Here is a 16,818-nt window from a genome sequence, read left to right on the forward strand (position 1 = left end):
GCGCCACCGCTCCGGGGGCTCCGCCCCCGCACCCCCGCGCCTCAAACGCCGGCGGGGCTGGATCTGGCGGGCTTCGCGCCCGTGCCCGCGAACGCCGGGCGGGCCGGATTTCGGCCGGGCGTGGGCAAATCCAGCCTCGCCGGCGTTTGAGGCGCGGGGTCCGGGGCGGAGCCCCGGGTCTTTCAGCCTCGCCGGCGTTTGAGGCGGGCAGTCAGCGGGCGGTGGCGACGGAGCGCAAGGCCGTCAGGACGTGGGCCAGGGCGGGAGCCGATTCGGCCCCGCGGCGGACCGCGGCGACCACGTGCCGCGCAGGCCGGTCATGCGCCAGCACCCGCACCACCACCCCCGAAGCCCGGCTCGACACCATCCGCGGCACCAGCGCCACCCCCATCCCCGCCTCCACCATCGCCAGGATCGCCGTCCACCCGGCCGCGGAATGCGCCTGCTCCGGCACGAACCCCGCCGCCTCGCACGCCCCCCGCGCGATCTCCGACCACGGCCCGCTCCCCCCGTAGATCCACGGGTCCCCGGACAGGTCCGCCAGCCGCAGCCCCGCCACCCCCGCCAGCGCGTGCCCCGGCGGGAGCGCCACGTCCAGCGGGTCCTCCATCAGCGTCACCCGCGTGAACCGCGGATCCCGCGCCGTCGGCGCATGCGCGGCGAGGGACAGCGCGAGGTCCACGCCCCCGGCGGACAGCAGCTCGTACGACTCCGCCGCCTCCGTCTCCCGTACGCGGACCTCCACCCCGGGGTGCGTCCGCCGCAGGGCCGCCACCGCCGGGACGACGAGCGCCGGCACCGCCGTGGAGAAGGCCCCCACCCGCACCTCCCCCGCATCCCCCGCGAGATAGTCCGCGAGCTCCGCCTCGGCCTGTTCCAGCTGCGCGAACACCGCCCCCGCGTGTCGCAGGACGAGGTGGGCGGCGTCCGTGAGCCGCACCCTGCGGCCCTGCGCCTCCAGCAGGACCACCCCCAGCTGCCGGGCGAGGTTGGTCAGCTGCTGCGAGACGGCCGAGGGCGTCATGTGCAGTGCCTCGGCCGTCGCGGTGACGGTGCCCCGTTCGGCGAGGGTCCGCAGGATCCGCAGCTTCTTGAGGTCCCACTCGGTCATGGCGGTCACTCGCGTCACGGGCGTCCTCGGCGTCATGGGCGTCATGGGCGTCATGGGCCCGAACCTATCGCCGGGCACCGAGCGCGACCCCGCCCAGGATCAGCGCCATGCACAGCAGCTGGACCGGCCCGGTCCGCTCGCCGAGGAGCAGGAAGCCGAGCCCGGCGACGCAGACCGGCTGGAGGTAGTAGACGATCCCGGCGCGGGCGGCACCGATGACCGAGACGGCCCTGTTCCAGGCGAAGAAGGCGACGGCGGAGGAGAACACACCGACGTACAGCAGCGGTCCGACCGTGCCCGCCGTGACCTCGAAGCCGCCCTGGACGGCGACGGAGACCGCGTAGGCGGGGGCCAGCATCAGCGCGCCGAGCACGAAGGTGGTGAGCAGGAAGGCCAGTCCGCCCAGTTCCGCCGGCTTGCGCTTGAGCAGCGCGCTGTAGGTGGCGAAGCAGAGGGCCGCGCCGAACATCCACAGGTCCCCGGCGCCGAAGGCGAAGCCGATCGAGCCGTCCCCGACGAGCAGGAGTACGCCGAAGGCCGCGAGCAGCATCCCGAAGGTCCGCCGGGGGCCGAGGCGTTCACCGCCGAGCCGGGCGTAGAGCGCCATGATCACGGGCGAAGCGGCCATGATCATGCCCATGTTGGAGGCGGAGGTGGTCAGTCCGGCCTGGTGGACAAGGGTGTTGTAGAGGGTGACGCCGAACAGCGAGGCGAGGGCGGTGAAGCCGAGGTGCCGCCGGATCAGGGCCCGCTGCCGCCATGCCTGGCGGGCGGCGAAGGGGGCGACGGCGAGCAGCGCGATGATCCAGCGCCAGAAGACGGCCTGCACGGGCGGCACGGTCTCGGCCATACCGCGCGTGGCGACGAAGCTGCCGGACCAGACGACCGTCGCGAGCAGGGCGAGGAGCACGCCGATCCCGGCGGCGGCCCCCTTCTGCCCGGTGCCGGTGCCACTGCTGCTGGGCTCGGCGGATGCGGCGGTACGGGCGCGGTCCATGACAGCCACGGTGTATCTCCCCCTCGGGTGCGGTGCGTGCGGTGCGTCGGGCGACGTGGACTACCGTCCCACCCGCTCATTGCTCAGGTCCATCGAAATGTTCCGATCATTCTTTTCAGCTGAACTGAACGATTGCGCACCGCGCGCCACCGCCAGCTGCCCCGCCACCGTGGCCCCGAAGGCGAGGGCCATCCCCACCAGCTGCACGGGCGTGAGCGCCTGCCCCAGCGCCGCCCAGCCGATGACGGCGGCGGTGAGCGGGGAGAGCGGGCCGAGCAGGGTGACGGAGGTGGCGCTGAGCTGTCCGATGCCGCGGAACCAGAGCCAGTACGCGATCCCGGTGTTGATCAGCATCATGTAGCCGTAGCCGAGCAGCGCACTGCCGTCGAGTGCGGGCGGGGCCCCTTCGACCAGGACGGCCACGGGGATGATGACCAGCCCGCCGGCGGTGAGCTGCCAGCCGGTCATCGCCAGCGGGCCCACGCCCGCGGGCCGCCCCCAGCGCTTGGTCATGACGGTGCCCGAGGCCATGGAGGCGGAGGAGACCATCCCGGCCACGATGCCGACGGGGTCGAGCGCCGCCTCGGCGGTGAGGACCACCATGCTCACGCCGAACGCCCCGACCACCGCCGCCAGCACGGTACGCAGGCTCGCGCGCTCCCCGAGGAGCAGCGCGGCCAGCCCCACGACGAACAGCGGCCCCGCGGAGCCCAGTACGGCCGCGACCCCGCCGGGCAGCCGGTAGGCGGAGAGGAAGAGCAGCGGGAAGAAGGCCCCGATGTTGAGCGTGCCGAGGACGGCGGACTTCCACCACCACGCACCCCGGGGCAGGGTGCGGGCCAGCGCGGTCAGCAGCAGTCCGGCGGGCAGGGCGCGCATCACGCCGGTGAACAACGGCCGGTCGGGCGGGAGCAGTTCGGAGGCGACGGCATAGGTGGACCCCCAGGAGACGGGGGCGAGCGCGGTCAGGGCGACGGTGGCGAAACGCTTCACGGCGGGGCTCCTCGGACGGCGGAGGACGCGCCTCCACAACAAGTAGCTCGATAGAAAGTAGCTTACTGCTAAGCTACTTACCGTCAAGCAACTTTCTTGCGAACGATCCGGAAGCAGCGGAATACTGCGCTCATGAGTGAGGACACGTACGCGAAGGACGCCGTCGACGCGATCACGGCCCAGTGGTTCGCCGTACGCCCGGAACTGGACACGGCCCCGATGGCCGTCTTCGGGCGCATCTACCGGATCGCGAAGGCCATGGGTGACGCGGTGGAGGAGCGCTACCAGCGCTTCGGCATCTCGCGCGGGGACTTCGACGTCATCGCCACGCTGCGCCGGTCGGGGGCCCCGTACACCCTCTCGCCCCGGCAGCTCTCGGCCACGCTCATGCTGACCACGGGCGGGATGACCGGGCGGCTGGACCGGCTGGAGAAGGCCGGACTGCTCAGCCGCAGCCCCGATCCGCACGACCGGCGGGGGCTCCAGGTGACGATCACCGAGCGCGGGCTCGCCCTGGTCGACGAGGCGGTCTCCGCCGGCCTGGAGGTGCAGCGCGGCGCGCTCACCGGACTGACCGACGAGGAGGCCGCGCAGCTCACCGGCCTGCTGCGCAAGCTGCTGGCCGGGGTGTAAGGACACGGCAGGGCGCCGAGGGTCGGCGCGCCGCCGAGGGAAATCGGCGGCGCGGACCCCCGGCGCCCGGGAAGATCCTGCGGTCCCGGCCCCGGAGGGCCGGACCTGCTCATGCCTTCTTCTGCGGCCTGTCCGACTTGTCGAGGGCCATCACGAGGCCCACGATGACCAGGAAGATCACCAGCGGCAGGGCCACGTACAGCCCGAGGGTCTCGCCGATGCTCAGGCCCGGGCCCGGGTCGTCGCCGTCGTCGCGGGTCAGCGCGAGGGCAGGAGACGTCATCAGCAGCATCATCAGCGTCGTTCCGGCCGTGACGGCGCCGGCGCGCAGAGCGTTCTTCTTGTCCACGGTGCAAAAGTAGCGAACACCTAAACGCCGCGCGCGCCCGGGGGTGCCGTACGGGTCCCCTCCCCCTCCCGCAGGGCGCTGAGCAGTGCGTTCGCCCGCGGCGACGCCATCAGCTCCGCCAGGGACACCGGCCGCCCGGCGCCGTCCGCGACCGGCAGCCGCCAGTTGGGGTACTGGTCCCAGGTGCCCGGCAGGTTCTGCGGCCGCCGGTCCCCCACCGCGTCCGGCAGCCACACCCCGACCATCCGGGCCGGGGTGCGCAGCAGGAAGGCGTACAGCGCCTGTACGGCCGCCTCCTCGCCCTTGGTCTCCAGCCCGAGCCCGTCCAGCAGGGCCAGCCACTCGGTGGTGTCGGCGACGTCCTCGGCCCGCTCCAGTTCGGCCGGGCGGGTCAGCAGGCCCAGCCGGTCGCGCAGTTCCACATGGGCGCCCGCGAGCTTGGCCGCCGTGGGCGGGAGGTCGTGGGTGGTGACGGTGGCCAGGCAGTCGGCCCGCCACGCCTCCGGCATCAGCGGGCCCCCGCCGCCCTCCCAGTCCCGCTCGAACCACAGCACCGAGGTGCCGAGCACCCCGCGCCGCGCCAGTTCGCGGCGGACGTGCGGCTCCACCGTGCCGAGGTCCTCACCGATGACCAGGGCCCCGGCGCGGTGCGCCTCCAGGACGAGAATCGCGAGCATGGCCTCGCCGTCGTAGGAGACGTACGTACCCTCCGCGGGCGCGGTGCCCTCCGGGATCCACCAGAGCCGGAACAGCCCCATCACGTGGTCGATGCGCAGCGCGCCCGCGTACCCGAACACCCCGCGCAGCAGCGAGCGGAAGGGCGCGAAACCGGTGTCCGCGAGCCGGTCGGGGCGCCAGGGCGGCAGCCCCCAGTCCTGGCCGCGGGCGTTGAAGGCGTCCGGCGGGGCCCCGACGGAGGTGGCGAGGGCGTGGCAGGAGCCGGTCAGCGCGTCCGAGCCGGCCGGGTGCACCCCGACGGCCAGGTCGTGCACGATGCCCACCGCCATACCGGCCTCGCGGGCGGCGCGCTGGGCGGCGGCGAGCTGGCCGTCCGTCAGCCAGACCAGCCAGCGGTGGAAGTCGGCCCGCTGCCCGGGGACCTCGCCGGAGGCCGCCGCGCACCAGACGGCGTGGTCGTCGAGGGCCTGGCCCTGCCGGGCGCGGAAGCGCGCGTACTCGGCTTCGCGCGCGGGCGTGCGCGGGACGGCGTACAGCAGTTCCAGGGCGGCGGCCTTGAGTTCCCAGACGGCGTCGCGGTCGATCAGCGCGCCCTTCTCCAGCACCTCGCGGCTCAGGGCCGCGCCCCGGGAGGCCAGTACGTCCAGGGCCTCGCGGTCGGGGCAGTCGGCGTACTCCGGGACGTCCTCGATCCGCAGGTGGACCGGATCCGGGAAGCGCCGCGAGGACGGCCGGTAGGGGGAGGGGTCGGTGGGGGCGCCGGGCACGGCCGCGTGCAGCGGGTTGACCTGGAGGAAGCCGACGCCGTGGGTGCGGCCGGCCCAGCGGGCGAGTGCGGCGAGGTCCCCGAGGTCGCCCATGCCCCAGGAGCGCTCGGAGAGCAGGGAGTAGAGCTGGACGAGCAGCCCGTGGACGCGCCCGGGGGCGGCCGGGGCGCGGTCCGGGGCGACGACGAGGGTGGCCTCGCCGGTCCGCCCGTCCGGTGCCTCGGCGGTGAGCCGGTGCACCCCGAGGGGCAGGGCGCCGCCGCTCCACGGCACGGACTCCCCGGTGTCCTCCAGGACGACGCCGACCCGGGTGCCGGAGGGCAGTGCGGCCAGGGCCGGGGGGCGTGCGGGCGGGGTGCCGCCGCCCTGCCAGTGCACGACGGTCGGCGGCAGCAGGCGTGCGGCCCGCTCGCGCTCGGTCCGGTCGGCCAGCTCCCCCGCGTCCCCGGCCGGGCCGGCGGGGACGCCGAGCAGGCCGAGGACCGTTCTGACCGTGGCCTCGGGCACCGGGACGGCGAGGTCCGGGGCGGGCTGGTGGACGGTCGCGATGCCGTGCAGGGCGGCGAGCCGGGCCAGGTCGTCCATCGTGGGGTGCTCCTTCTTCTTGCGTACGGGCGCACGGACGTGAGGGTGGGTCAGAAGCGTGGAGCACAGGGGCGGGAGGCCGCCGGGGAACACGGCAGCCATACCCACTCGGAGGCACCGCATTCCTGGCATATCCGGTACAGATCACCCAGCCGCATTGACACTCCAGCCGCACGGGTGGTGGGCTCGGGCTCATTCGTACGAGCGGGGGACGTCTCGCGACGAGGAGGCTCTGTGCAGCTCAGGGGCAGGAAAGGGACGGTGGCCGGCGCCGTCGCGGTGATCGGTTCGCTGCTCGGCGGCGCCGTGTCCGCCGCGCCGCCGGCCATCTTCGCGGCGCCCGCGGCTCCGGTCTCGCCGGCGCGGGAACCTGCCCCCGGCGGCATGCCCGGCCCCGTGCTCGACCCGGGCGCCGACATCCGCCGGGCGCCCTCCGACGGCCCCGCCGTCTGGCCCCGCCCGCAGTCCGAGGCCGCCGACCCGGCGCGCGAGGTCCCGCTCGGCGGCGAGGCCGTCCTGCTGGCCACCGCGGACGCCGACCCGTACGCCGTGCAGGTGGTCCGGTCCGCCCTGCGCGCGGCGGGGGTACGCACCCTGCACGAGCCCAAGCCCGGCGCGGCCCTGCCCGCGCGCGGAACCGTCGTACGCCTCCAGGACGCGGGCGCGCAGCAGGCGCTGCTCGCGCTCGGCGCCACCGCGGCCGGGGACCTGCCCGAGGGCGGCTACCGGCTGGCGGTGGGCCGGCCGGGCGGCGGCGGCCGGGAGACGGTCGCACTGGCCGGAGTGGGCGAGTCCGGGCTGTTCCACGCGGCCCAGACGCTGCGTCAGCTGCTCGCGGCGGGCGGCGGCAAGGTGCCGGGCGTGGTCATACGCGACTGGCCGGCCGCCCCGGTGCGCGGGATCACCGAGGGGTTCTACGGGCAGCCGTGGACCCGGGAGCAGCGCCTCGCCCAGATCGACTTCATGGGCCGCACCAAGCAGAACCGGCTGCTGCTCGCCCCGGGCGACGACCCGTACCGCACGACGGGCTGGCGCGAGGCGTATCCGCGGGAGCGGCAGGAGGAGTTCCGCGCGCTGGCCGAGCGGGCCCGCGCGAACCGGGTGGTCCTGGGCTGGGCGGTCACCCCGGGCCAGTCGATGTGCCTGTCCTCGGCGGCCGACCGGGCGGCGCTGGCCCGCAAGCTGGACGCGATGTGGGACCTGGGCTTCCGCGCCTTCCAGGTGCAGTTCCAGGACGTCAGCTACACCGAATGGGGCTGCACGGCGGACCGGGAGCGCTTCGGCAAGGGCCCGGAGGCCGCCGCGCGGGCGCACGCCGAGGTCGCGGGCGAGCTGGCCGCGCATCTGACGGCCCGGCACCCGGGCGCGGCCGCGCTGTCGCTGCTGCCGACGGAGTTCTACCAGGAGGGCGCCACCGCCTACCGGACGGCCCTGGCGCGCAGGCTGGACTCCCGGGTGGAGCTGGCCTGGACGGGCGTGGGCGTGGTCCCGCGCACGATCACCGGCAAGGAGCTGGCGGGGGCCCGCTCCGCGATGGGCCAGCACCCGCTGATCACCATGGACAACTACCCGGTGAACGACTGGGACCCGGGCCGGATCTTCCTCGGCCCGTACGCGGGCCGCGAACCGGCGGTCGCGGGCGGCTCGGCGGCCCTGCTGGCCAACGCCATGCCGCAGGGCACCCTGTCGCGCATCCCGCTCTTCACCGCGGCCGACTTCGCCTGGAACCCGCGCGGCTACCGGGCCGGGGAGTCCTGGGCGGCGGCGGTGCGCGATCTCGCGGGCGCCGATCCGAGGGCCCGCGAGGCGGTGGCCGCCCTGGCGGGGAACAGCGTCTCCTCGGGGCTCAAGCAGGAGGAGTCCGCGTACCTCAAGCCGCTGGTCGAGCAGTTCTGGAAGGCCCGCGCGGTGGGGGATCCGGCGGCCGGGAACGAGCTGCGCAAGGCGTTCACCGTGCTGCGGGAGACCCCCGCCCGGCTGCCCTCGCTGGAGGGCGAGGCGGGCCCGTGGCTGGACCGGCTCGCGCGCTACGGGACGGCCGGGGAGCTGGCCGTGGACGTGCTCCAGGCGCAGGCGCGCGGCGACGGCACGGCCGCCTGGCAGGCGGCCCGGTCGCTGGCCGAGGCCCGCGAGGCGCTGGCGGAGCCCGGTCCGGCCCAGGTGGACAAGGCCGTCCTGGACCCCTTCCTGGAGAAGGCCGGTACGGAGGCCGACGCCTGGACCGGGGCGGCCCGGACCACGGGCACGGTGAGCCAGGAGGCGCAGGCGTGGACGGTACGGCTGGACGCCGCCCGCCCGGTGTCGGCGGTGACGGTGATGACGGACCCGCTCCCGGCGGGGGTGCGCGGCGCCGTGGTGGAGGCCCATGTCCCGGGTGAGGGCTGGCGCAAGGTGGCCGACGCGGCGAAATCCGGCTGGACGCACGCGGACACGGCCGCGCTGACCGCCGACGCGGTCCGCCTGAGCTGGGCCGGGACCGCGCCCGTCGTGCACAAGGTCGTGCCGTGGCTCGCGGACGGCCCGCAGGCCCGCTTCGAGCTGGAGGACGGCGGACGGACGGACGCGGAGATAGGCGGGGACCCGCGGCGGGCCTCGGCGCAGCTGTCCGCGCTGGGCTCCGCCGAGGTGCGCGGCCCGCTCTCGGCGCAGCCGCCGGCGGGCATCGAGGTCCGGCTGCCGAAGACCGCGGTGGCCCCGCGCGGCGGCCAGGTGTCGATCCCGTTCGAGGTCGTCGTGGCCGCCACCACCCCGCCGGGGACCTATCAGGTCCCGGTGGCCTTCGGCGGCGAGTCCCGCACCCTGACCGTGCGGGCCGTGGCCCGGACGGGCGGGCCGGACCTGCTGCGCACGGCCCGCGCCAGCTCCTCCGCCGACGAGACGGCCGCCTTCCCCGCGGCGGCGGCCGTGGACGGCTCGGCGGCCACCCGCTGGTCCTCGCCGCCGGTGGACGGCGCGTGGTGGCAGGCGCAGCTGGCCGCCCCGGCGCGGATCGGGCGGCTGGAGCTGCACTGGCAGGAGGCGTACCCCTCGGCCTACCGGGTGGAGACCTCGGCCGACGGGGTGAACTGGATCCCGGCGGCGGCCGTGACGGACTTCCGGGGCGGCCACGCCTCGCTCCGGCTGGACGCCCCGGACGCCCGCCACCTGAGGGTGACGTGCGAGACCCGGGCGACGAAGTTCGGCTGCTCGCTCTGGTCGGCGGAGGCGTACGCGGTCACGCCCTGAGGCGGTGGGCGGGGCCGTGAGGCGGGCGGCACGGGCGGGCGGGCCGCCCGGCCCGTGCCTCAGGAGGCCACGACCCCGACGCCGATCCGCTCCAGCGCGTCCTCGGCCCCGTACGGCTGGAGGTAGGGCATCCAGCGCGGGTCCCGGTGGCCCGTGCCGATGATCCGCCAGGCCAGTCCGGAGGGCGGGGCCGGTTCGTGGCGCAGCCGCCAGCCGAGGTCCACCAGGTGCCGGTCGGCCTTGACGTGGTTGCAGCGGCGGCAGGCGGCGACGACGTTGTCCCACACGTGCTGGCCGCCCCGGCTGCGCGGGATGACGTGGTCGACGCTGGTGGCGACGGCCCCGCAGTACATGCAGCGGCCGCCGTCCCGCGCGAACAGGGCGCGCCGGGTGAGGGGAACGGGCCCCCGGTAGGGGACCCGCACGAAGCGCTTGAGCCGTACCACGCTGGGAGCGGGGACGACCCTTGTCGCGCTGTGCAGATAGGCGCCGGATTCCTCCAGGGAGACCGCTTTGTTCTCCAGGACGAGGACGAGCGCGCGGCGGAGCGGTACGACGCCGAGGGGCTCGTACGACGCGTTGAGGACCAGGACGTGCGGCACGGACTGCCTCCTTGTACGCCGGCGGCGCGTGGCTCGCGCCGGGACGATCTGCTCTCAGTCTCTCCTTACGGCTGGTCGAAGCGCCACCACGCGCCCGTAACGGGCCCGAAGTGTTTTCAACCACATCGGTCCTCCCCGGGTGAGTCTGGTCTCTCCCCCGAACAGGGCGCCGGGGCGGAGCGAATGCCCCGTTAGTGTGGATGGTCTGCCCGCACCACCCGCCCGCGGAGTCCGTCCGGGCGGAGCCCCGGTGGGCAGACCGCTACACATGGAGGTTCCCCTCGTGCCCTGGCCCGCCGCTCCGCTGCCGACCGCAGCAGACGTCCCGGACGCGCCCGCCTCGGTCAAGGAGGCGCAGGCGAGCGTCACCGAGGCCGCCAGCTTCATCGAGCAGAACTGGGCCACCTGGCTGAGCATCGGTCTGCGGATCCTGCTGATCGTGCTGATCGCCGCGGTGGTCCGCTCGGTGGTCCGCAAGGCCCTCACCAAGCTCATAAACCGGATGAACAGCAGCGCCGAGGCGGTCGAGGGCACGGCGCTGGGCGGTCTGCTGGTCAACGCCGAGCGGCGGCGCCAGCGTTCCGAGGCGATCGGTTCGGTCCTGCGCTCGGTGGCCTCCTTCCTGATCCTCGGCACGGCCGCGCTGATGGTCCTCGCCGCGCTCAAGATCGATCTGGCGCCGCTGCTGGCGAGTGCCGGTGTGGCCGGTGTGGCCATCGGTTTCGGCGCCCGGAACCTGGTGACGGACTTCCTCTCCGGCGTGTTCATGATCATGGAGGACCAGTACGGGGTCGGCGACAAGATCGACGCGGGTGTGGCCTCCGGCGAGGTCATCGAGGTCGGCCTGCGCGTGACCAAGCTCCGCGGCGACAACGGCGAGATCTGGTACGTGCGCAACGGCGAGATCAAGCGGATCGGCAACCTCAGCCAGGGCTGGGCCACGGCGGGCGTGGACGTCCAGGTCCGGCCCACGGAGAGCCTGACGAAGATCCGCGAGGTGGTCCAGCAGGTGGCCGACGGGATGGCCAAGGAGTCCCCGTGGGACGAGCGGCTGTGGGGTCCGGTGGAGGTGCTGGGCCTGGACGAGGTGCTGCTCGCCTCGATGACGGTGCGGGTGTCGGCGAAGACGATGCCGGGCCAGCAGTTCGCGGTGGAGCGGGAGCTGCGCTGGCGCATCAAGGACGCCTTCGACGCCGCGGGCATCCGGATCATCGGCGGCCCGCCGGTCGCGGAGGAGGACGAGGAGGCGGCGGACCCCTCCGCCTCGGTCGCCGCGCCGTCCGCCATGGCCAACCCGGCCTCGCCGCAGGCCCTGGCCACCGCGCCGATCCCGCCGCCGGCCGGCCCGCGCATCACGAAGTAGGCCACCGCAGGAGCAGGCACCGCACGAGGACTGCCCCGCGCGCCCGTCCCCCTTCCTTCCGGGACCGGCGCGCGGGGCGGTGTCATTGACAGGGCCGGAGAACCAATAGGAAACTTCCCTAACAGATCGCTGTGGTCTGTGCCCCGGTGAGGAAGAGCCCGCGCCCATGCCCGCCCCCACGCCCGGTACGCCCCCCACCCCTGGTACGCCCCAGCGGCTGCGCGCCCTGAACGACCGGGCCGCCCTCGATCTGCTGCTCGCGCACGGCCCCCTCTCCCGGACCCGCATCGGCCGGCTGACCGGGCTGTCCAAGCCGACCGCGTCCCAGCTGCTGGCCCGCCTGGAGGCCGCCGGGCTGGTCCGCGCCACCGGCACCGACGACGCCGGGGAGGGCGGCCGCCCCGGACCCAGCGCCCAGCTGTACGCGATCGAGCCGCGGGCCGCGTACGTCGGCGGGGTGGACGTCACCCCCGGCCGCGTGCTGGCCGCGGTGGCCGACCTCGCCGGCACCGTGGTCGCCTCGCGCGAAGTCCCGTACACCGAGGGCGCGGCAGCCGTGGACCTAGTCGTACGGGCCCTCGGCGAGGCCGCCGCGGCCGCCGGGCTGCGCCCGCGGGACCTGCGCCGGGCCGTCATCGGCACCCCCGGCGCCTTCGACCCGCGCACCGGCCGGCTGCGCTACGCCGGTCACCTCCCCGGCTGGCACTCCCCCACCCTGCTGGACGAGCTGGCGGCGGCCCTGCCGATGCCGCTCGCGTACGAGAACGACGTCAACCTCGCCGCCGTCGCCGAGCAGCGCCTCGGCGCGGCCCGCGGGCACGAGGACTTCGTCCTGCTGTGGAACGAGGAAGGGCTCGGCGCGGCCCTGGTGTTCGGCGGGCGGCTGCACCGCGGCTGGACCGGCGGCGCCGGCGAGGTCGGCTTCCTGCCGGTGCCCGGCCGCCCCCTGGTCCGGCAGGTCACCCGCGCGGGCTCCGGCGGCTACCAGGAACTGGCCGGGGTGGAGGCGCTGCCACGGCTCGCCGCCGCCCTGGGCGTCGAGCCCCTCGCCGCACCGGCCGCCGGGGAGCCGGAGGGGGCGCGGCCCGAAGTCGCCACCGCCGTCGCCCTGCTGGCCCGCGCCGCCGCCGCGCCCGAGGGGGCGAACCTGCGGCTGCTGCGCGCCTACGCCACCGCCCTGGCCACCGGCCTCGCCTCGCTCGTCGCCGTACTGGACCCCGAGGTGGTGGTCCTGTCGGGGGCCGTGATCGGCGCGGGCGGGGCGGTACTGCGCGAGCTGCTGGACGCCGAACTGGCCGAACTGGCGCCCTCCCGGCCCCGGCTGGTCCCCGCCGGGGTGCGGGAGCGGCCGGTGCTGCGCGGAGCGCTGGAGAGCGCCCTGGCCACCACCCGCGACGAGCTCTTCGACACCTCTTCCTCCCCGAAAGGCTGACGACGATGAAACTCGCGGTGGTGGGCGGCGGTTCCACCTACACCCCTGAACTGGTCGACGGTTTCGCCCGGCTGCGCGACACCCTCCCGGTCACCGAGCTGGTGCTCATCGACCCCGCCGCCGACCGCCTGGAGCTGATCGGCGCGCTCGCCCGGCGGATCTTCGCCCGGCAGGGCCATCCCGCCCGGGTCACCACCACCGCGGACCTCGACGCGGGCGTGGCCGGCGCCGGTGCTGTGCTGCTCCAGCTGCGCATCGGCGGGCAGGCGGCCCGGCTCCAGGACGAGACCTGGCCGCTGGAGTGCGGCTGCGTGGGACAGGAGACCACCGGTGCGGGCGGGCTCGCCAAGGCGCTGCGGACCGTACCGGTCGTGCTCGACATCGCCGAGCGGGTCCGGCGGGCCGCACCGGAGGCGTGGATCATCGACTTCACCAACCCGGTCGGGATCGTCACCCGGGCCCTGCTGAACGCCGGACACCGGGCGGTCGGGCTGTGCAATGTCGCCATCGGCCTCCAGCGGAAGTTCGCCGCCCTGCTGGACCTGCCGCCCGCCGAGGTCCACCTGGACCACGTCGGCCTCAACCACCTCAGCTGGGAACGTGCCGTACGGCGCGGCGGCCCCGAGGGCCCGGACCTGCTCCCGGAGCTGCTCTCCGCGCACGGCGAGGCCGTCGCCGCCGATCTGCGGCTGCCCCGGGCCCTGCTGGACCGGCTCGGCGTCGTCCCCTCGTACTACCTGCGCTACTTCTACTGCCACGACGAGGTGGTCCGGGACCTGGGCACCAAGCCCTCGCGGGCCGCCGAGGTCGCCGCGATGGAACGGGAACTGCTCGCGCTGTACGCGGATCCCGCGCTCGACGAGAAGCCGGCCCTGCTGGCCGAGCGGGGCGGCGCCTTCTACTCGGAGGCCGCCGTGGACCTGGCGGCGGCGCTGCTGGGCGGTGGCGGGCCGGAGTTCCAGGTGGTCAACACGTACAACAACGGCACGCTGCCCTTCCTGCCGGACGACGCGGTCGTCGAGGTGCAGGCGCGCGTCCGCGGCAGCGGCACCGGCGGCGGTCCGGTGCCGCTGCCGGTCCCGCGGCTGGACCCGCTCTTCGCCGGGCTGGTCGCGCAGGTGACGGCGTACGAGGACCTGGCGCTGGACGCCGCGCTGCGCGGCGGGCGGGAGCGGGTGTTCACGGCGCTGCTGGCGCATCCGCTGATCGGGCAGTACGCGCTGGCGGAGGGGCTGACGGACCGGCTGCTGGCCCACAACAAGGAGCACCTGCCATGGGCCTGACCGCCGGCCCGGTCGCGGCCCCCGGCTCGGTGCTGGCCGTCGACGCGGGGAACACCAAGACGGACGTCGCCCTCGTCGCCCCCGACGGCTCCGTACTGGCCACCGGCCGGGCCGGAGGGTTCCAGCCCTCGCGGACCGGGGTGCCCGCGGCCGTCGACGTCCTGGGCGAGGCGCTGGCCTCGGCCGGGCTGCGCCCCGGCCGGGGCGGGCCGTACGCGGACCGGGTCTCGGCCTGCCTGGCCAATGCCGACTTCCCGGCGGAGGAACGGGAGCTGGCCGAGGAGATCCGGCGGCGCGGCTGGGGCCGGGAGACGGCGGTGTACAACGACACCTTCGCGCTGCTGCGGGCCGGGCTGCCCACCGGGGCCGCGCCGCGCGGGGTCGCGGTGGTGTGCGGGGCCGGTATCAACTGCGTGGGGATGACCCCGGACGGGCGCACCGCCCGCTTCCCCGCGATCGGGCGGATCTCCGGCGACTGGGGCGGCGGGGGCGGGCTGGCCGAGGAGGCCCTGTGGTGGGCGGCCCGCGCCGAGGACGGCCGCGGGGAGCCCACGGAGCTGGCGCGGGCGCTGCCCGCGCACCTCGGGCAGGACTCGATGGCCGCCCTGGTCGAAGCCTTCCACTTCGGGCGGATCCCGGCCGCCCGGCGGCACGAACTGGCCCCCGTGCTCTTCGCGGTGGCCGCCGCCGGGGACCCGGTGGCGCTCTCCCTGGTGCACCGGCAGGCGGACGAGGTGGTGGCCATGGCCGCGGTGGCGCTGGACCGGCTGGGACTGCTGGCGGAGGAGGTCCCGGTGGTGCTCGGCGGCGGGGTGCTGGCAGCCGGGCACCCCCAGCTCGACGGGCGGATCGCCGAACGCCTCGCCGCCCGTGCCCCGCGCGCCCGGATCCGTGTGGTCACGGCCCCGCCGGTGCTGGGCGCGGCCCTGCTGGGCCTGGACGCCGTGGGCGCCCCGGCGGGGGCCCACGAAAATGCGCGTGCCCGGTTCGAGTGAAACCGCCCCGGAAAGCGCCCGGTCTGGAACCGTGGCGGCGGGACGGACGTATTCACCGTGAAGACGTACCGACGGTGACGGGGCGATGACGGTGGAGATCGCGGTCAGGACTCCGGGCAAGGGGTGACGAAAGGCACCCGCGGGGAGGGGAGGCGCCGCCGATCAGGCACCGGGTGCTGAGATCGGCCGGTGGTACGGCCATACTGCTGCGCAGCGGGGGGTACCTCTGCGTTGGCCGGGGGACGACAGGACCGAGGGGGAGGTCACAGTGGCGATCACATCACGCGCGCCCGCGCCGGGGGACGGTGCCGCCGTGCCGCCCGCCGGGGCGCCGCCGGTCCCGCCCGCGGGGCCGCCCGGGCGCGGCACCGCCTGGAGCGAGGGCGTGCAGCGGCTGCGGGCCGCGGCCACCACCGAGCCGGGCCGGCTGCGGATCATCGGCGCGGTCCTGGCCGCCCTCCTCATGCTGTTCGGCGTGGCGACCGTGTGGGAGGTCTCCGCCCGCTCCGCCGCCGCCGACGACGTGGTGGGCCGCAGCCAGCCGCTCAGCGCGGACGCGGCCAGCATCTACCGCTCCCTCGCGGACGCCGACACCACCTCCTCCAGCGGGTTCCTGCTGGGCGCGCAGGAGCCGCGCGAGGTCCGCCAGCGGTACGAGAAGGACATCGCGAACGCCTCCCGGCTGCTGGTCAGCGCCGCCGCGAACGCCGGGGGGAACGAGGAGTCCCGCAAGCAGATCACCCTGCTGAGCGAGCAGTTGCCGCGCTACACCGGCCTGATCGAGCAGGCGCGGGCCACCAACCGGCAGGGCCTGCCGCTGGGCGGGGCCTATCTGCGCTACGCCAACGAGCAGATGAGCACCCAGTTGCTGCCGGCCGCCCAGCGGCTGTACGAGGCGGAGACCGGACGGCTCTACCGGGACCACGACGACGCCCGGTCCTGGCCGCTGGCCCCGCTGGGCCTGGGGCTGGTCGCGACAGCGGCCCTGGCCTGGGCGCAGCACCGCAACTACCGGCACACGAACCGGGTGTTCAACCACGGGCTGGTGGCGGCGACGGCGGCGTCCGTGGTGGTGCTGCTGTGGCTGGCCGTGGGGCACACCGTGGCGCGGTCCTCGCTGAGCGAGGCGCGGGCGCAGGGGCAGGAGTCGATGAAGGTCCTCAACGACGCCCGGATCGCCTCCCTCCAGGCGCGGGCCAGTGAGAATCTGACGCTGATCGCGCGGGGCGCCGTACTGGCGGAGGACAAGAAGTCCGACAAGTACGACGTGGACTTCGCGCAGAACATGAAGCAGCTCGACGCGGGGCTCGCGACCGCGCGGAAGCTGGCCGACGACGAGGCCGGCCGGAGCCCGGTGAGCCGCGCCGCGGAGGGCGTCGCCCAGTGGAAGCAGCGGCACGCGGCGGCCCGGGAGGCGGACCTGAAAGGCGACTACGAGGCCGCGCTGTCCCAGGTCGTCGGGGACGAGCGGCACAAGGAGAGCAGCGGGGCCGCCTTCGACACCGTCGACGCGTCCCTGGAAGGGGCCGTCGCCCATGAGCAGCAGGAGTTCACCCGGGCCGCCCGGGACGGGCTCGGCGCGCTGGGCGGTCTGGTGACGGGTTCGGCGGTGCTGGTGGTCGTGGGCGCGGCAGCCGCCCTGCTCGGTATCGGGCGCAGGCTTTCGGAGTACAGGTGAGCGCGATGCGGATACGGGCGGGACGGGCCGCCGGAGGCCCCGAGGAGCACGGGCGGTACGAGGGCCCGGGCGCGGGCGAGGGCCCGGAGGCGCCCGGAGGTCCCCCGCGGCCCCCCGCGCGCGCGGC

General features: G+C 75.4%; 13 protein-coding genes. 7 read left to right on the forward strand and 6 right to left on the reverse strand.

Annotated elements, in window-relative coordinates; all coding sequences use genetic code 11:
- Nucleotides 1-211: 211 nt before the first annotated feature.
- The 3 genes from ABZ873_RS31155 to ABZ873_RS31165 form a co-directional block, all read right to left on the reverse strand.
- Nucleotides 212-1,111 (reverse strand): LysR family transcriptional regulator, encoded by a 900-nt coding sequence (locus ABZ873_RS31155; RefSeq protein ID WP_360879192.1) that lies wholly within the window; start codon nt 1,109-1,111, stop codon nt 212-214.
- Nucleotides 1,112-1,175: 64 nt separating this feature from the next.
- Nucleotides 1,176-2,108 carry a DMT family transporter gene (locus ABZ873_RS31160; protein ID WP_360879195.1) on the reverse strand — a complete coding sequence of 311 codons (933 nt, stop codon included), beginning with the start codon at nt 2,106-2,108 and terminating at the stop codon, nt 1,176-1,178.
- Between the two features lie 60 nt (nt 2,109-2,168).
- Nucleotides 2,169-3,101 (reverse strand): EamA family transporter, encoded by a 933-nt coding sequence (locus tag ABZ873_RS31165; protein WP_360879158.1) that lies wholly within the window; start codon nt 3,099-3,101, stop codon nt 2,169-2,171.
- A 132-nt stretch (nt 3,102-3,233) separates the two neighbouring features.
- Here ABZ873_RS31165 and ABZ873_RS31170 point away from each other — a divergent pair, with 132 nt between their 5' ends.
- Entirely contained in the window at nt 3,234-3,734 is a 501-nt protein-coding gene (locus tag ABZ873_RS31170; protein ID WP_360879161.1) for a MarR family transcriptional regulator, read from the forward strand.
- Nucleotides 3,735-3,843: 109 nt separating this feature from the next.
- On the opposite strand, the gene ABZ873_RS31175 is transcribed toward ABZ873_RS31170, so the two are convergent.
- Together ABZ873_RS31175 and ABZ873_RS31180 are read right to left on the reverse strand one after the other, a co-directional pair.
- On the reverse strand, nt 3,844-4,083 hold the full coding sequence (locus ABZ873_RS31175) for a hypothetical protein (RefSeq protein ID WP_360879164.1): 240 nt from the start codon (nt 4,081-4,083) through the stop codon (nt 3,844-3,846).
- 20 nt (nt 4,084-4,103) lie between these two features.
- Complete coding sequence (locus ABZ873_RS31180; protein WP_360879167.1) at nt 4,104-6,113, reverse strand: 4-alpha-glucanotransferase; 2,010 nt, start codon at nt 6,111-6,113, stop codon at nt 4,104-4,106.
- A gap of 234 nt (nt 6,114-6,347) precedes the next feature.
- On the opposite strand from ABZ873_RS31180, the gene ABZ873_RS31185 reads away from it, so the two are divergent.
- Nucleotides 6,348-9,338, forward strand: coding sequence for a beta-N-acetylglucosaminidase domain-containing protein (locus tag ABZ873_RS31185; RefSeq protein WP_360879170.1), 2,991 nt, complete (start codon nt 6,348-6,350; stop codon nt 9,336-9,338).
- Between the two features lie 59 nt (nt 9,339-9,397).
- On the opposite strand, the gene ABZ873_RS31190 is transcribed toward ABZ873_RS31185, so the two are convergent.
- Entirely contained in the window at nt 9,398-9,940 is a 543-nt protein-coding gene (locus ABZ873_RS31190) for an HNH endonuclease (RefSeq protein WP_360879173.1), read from the reverse strand.
- Between the two features lie 268 nt (nt 9,941-10,208).
- On the opposite strand from ABZ873_RS31190, the gene ABZ873_RS31195 reads away from it, so the two are divergent.
- The 5 genes from ABZ873_RS31195 (at nt 10,209) to ABZ873_RS31215 (ending at nt 16,691) form a co-directional block, all read left to right on the forward strand.
- Complete coding sequence (locus ABZ873_RS31195; RefSeq protein WP_360879176.1) at nt 10,209-11,303, forward strand: mechanosensitive ion channel family protein; 1,095 nt, start codon at nt 10,209-10,211, stop codon at nt 11,301-11,303.
- A 166-nt stretch (nt 11,304-11,469) separates the two neighbouring features.
- Nucleotides 11,470-12,735: an ROK family transcriptional regulator gene (locus ABZ873_RS31200; protein WP_360879179.1), complete on the forward strand. Its 1,266-nt coding sequence runs from the start codon at nt 11,470-11,472 to the stop codon at nt 12,733-12,735.
- A gap of 5 nt (nt 12,736-12,740) precedes the next feature.
- On the forward strand, nt 12,741-14,018 hold the full coding sequence (locus ABZ873_RS31205; RefSeq protein WP_360879182.1) for a 6-phospho-beta-glucosidase: 1,278 nt from the start codon (nt 12,741-12,743) through the stop codon (nt 14,016-14,018).
- Nucleotides 14,009-15,013, forward strand: a complete 1,005-nt coding sequence (locus tag ABZ873_RS31210; RefSeq protein WP_360879186.1) for a BadF/BadG/BcrA/BcrD ATPase family protein — start codon at nt 14,009-14,011, stop codon at nt 15,011-15,013. The genes ABZ873_RS31205 and ABZ873_RS31210 overlap by 10 nt, the downstream gene beginning before the upstream one ends.
- 268 nt (nt 15,014-15,281) lie before the next feature.
- Entirely contained in the window at nt 15,282-16,691 is a 1,410-nt protein-coding gene (locus ABZ873_RS31215) for a hypothetical protein (protein WP_360879189.1), read from the forward strand.
- The last annotated feature ends 127 nt before the right edge of the window (nt 16,692-16,818 follow it).

The sequence above is a fragment of the Streptomyces sp. NPDC047014 genome (assembly GCF_040644195.1).
GTDB lineage: Bacteria > Actinomycetota > Actinomycetes > Streptomycetales > Streptomycetaceae > Streptomyces.

What these genes read in the sequence shown, in the direction of transcription:
- ABZ873_RS31155 (WP_360879192.1), bottom strand. Translation starts at nt 1,111, where the DNA reads ATGACCGAGTGGGACCTCAAGAAGCTGCGGATCCTGCGGACCCTCGCC.
- ABZ873_RS31160 (WP_360879195.1), bottom strand. Translation starts at nt 2,108, where the DNA reads ATGGACCGCGCCCGTACCGCCGCATCCGCCGAGCCCAGCAGCAGTGGC.
- ABZ873_RS31170 (WP_360879161.1), top strand. Translation starts at nt 3,234, where the DNA reads ATGAGTGAGGACACGTACGCGAAGGACGCCGTCGACGCGATCACGGCC.
- ABZ873_RS31180 (WP_360879167.1), bottom strand. Translation starts at nt 6,113, where the DNA reads ATGGACGACCTGGCCCGGCTCGCCGCCCTGCACGGCATCGCGACCGTC.
- ABZ873_RS31195 (WP_360879176.1), top strand. Translation starts at nt 10,209, where the DNA reads ATGGAGGTTCCCCTCGTGCCCTGGCCCGCCGCTCCGCTGCCGACCGCA.
- ABZ873_RS31200 (WP_360879179.1), top strand. Translation starts at nt 11,470, where the DNA reads ATGCCCGCCCCCACGCCCGGTACGCCCCCCACCCCTGGTACGCCCCAG.
- ABZ873_RS31205 (WP_360879182.1), top strand. Translation starts at nt 12,741, where the DNA reads ATGAAACTCGCGGTGGTGGGCGGCGGTTCCACCTACACCCCTGAACTG.
- ABZ873_RS31210 (WP_360879186.1), top strand. Translation starts at nt 14,009, where the DNA reads ATGGGCCTGACCGCCGGCCCGGTCGCGGCCCCCGGCTCGGTGCTGGCC.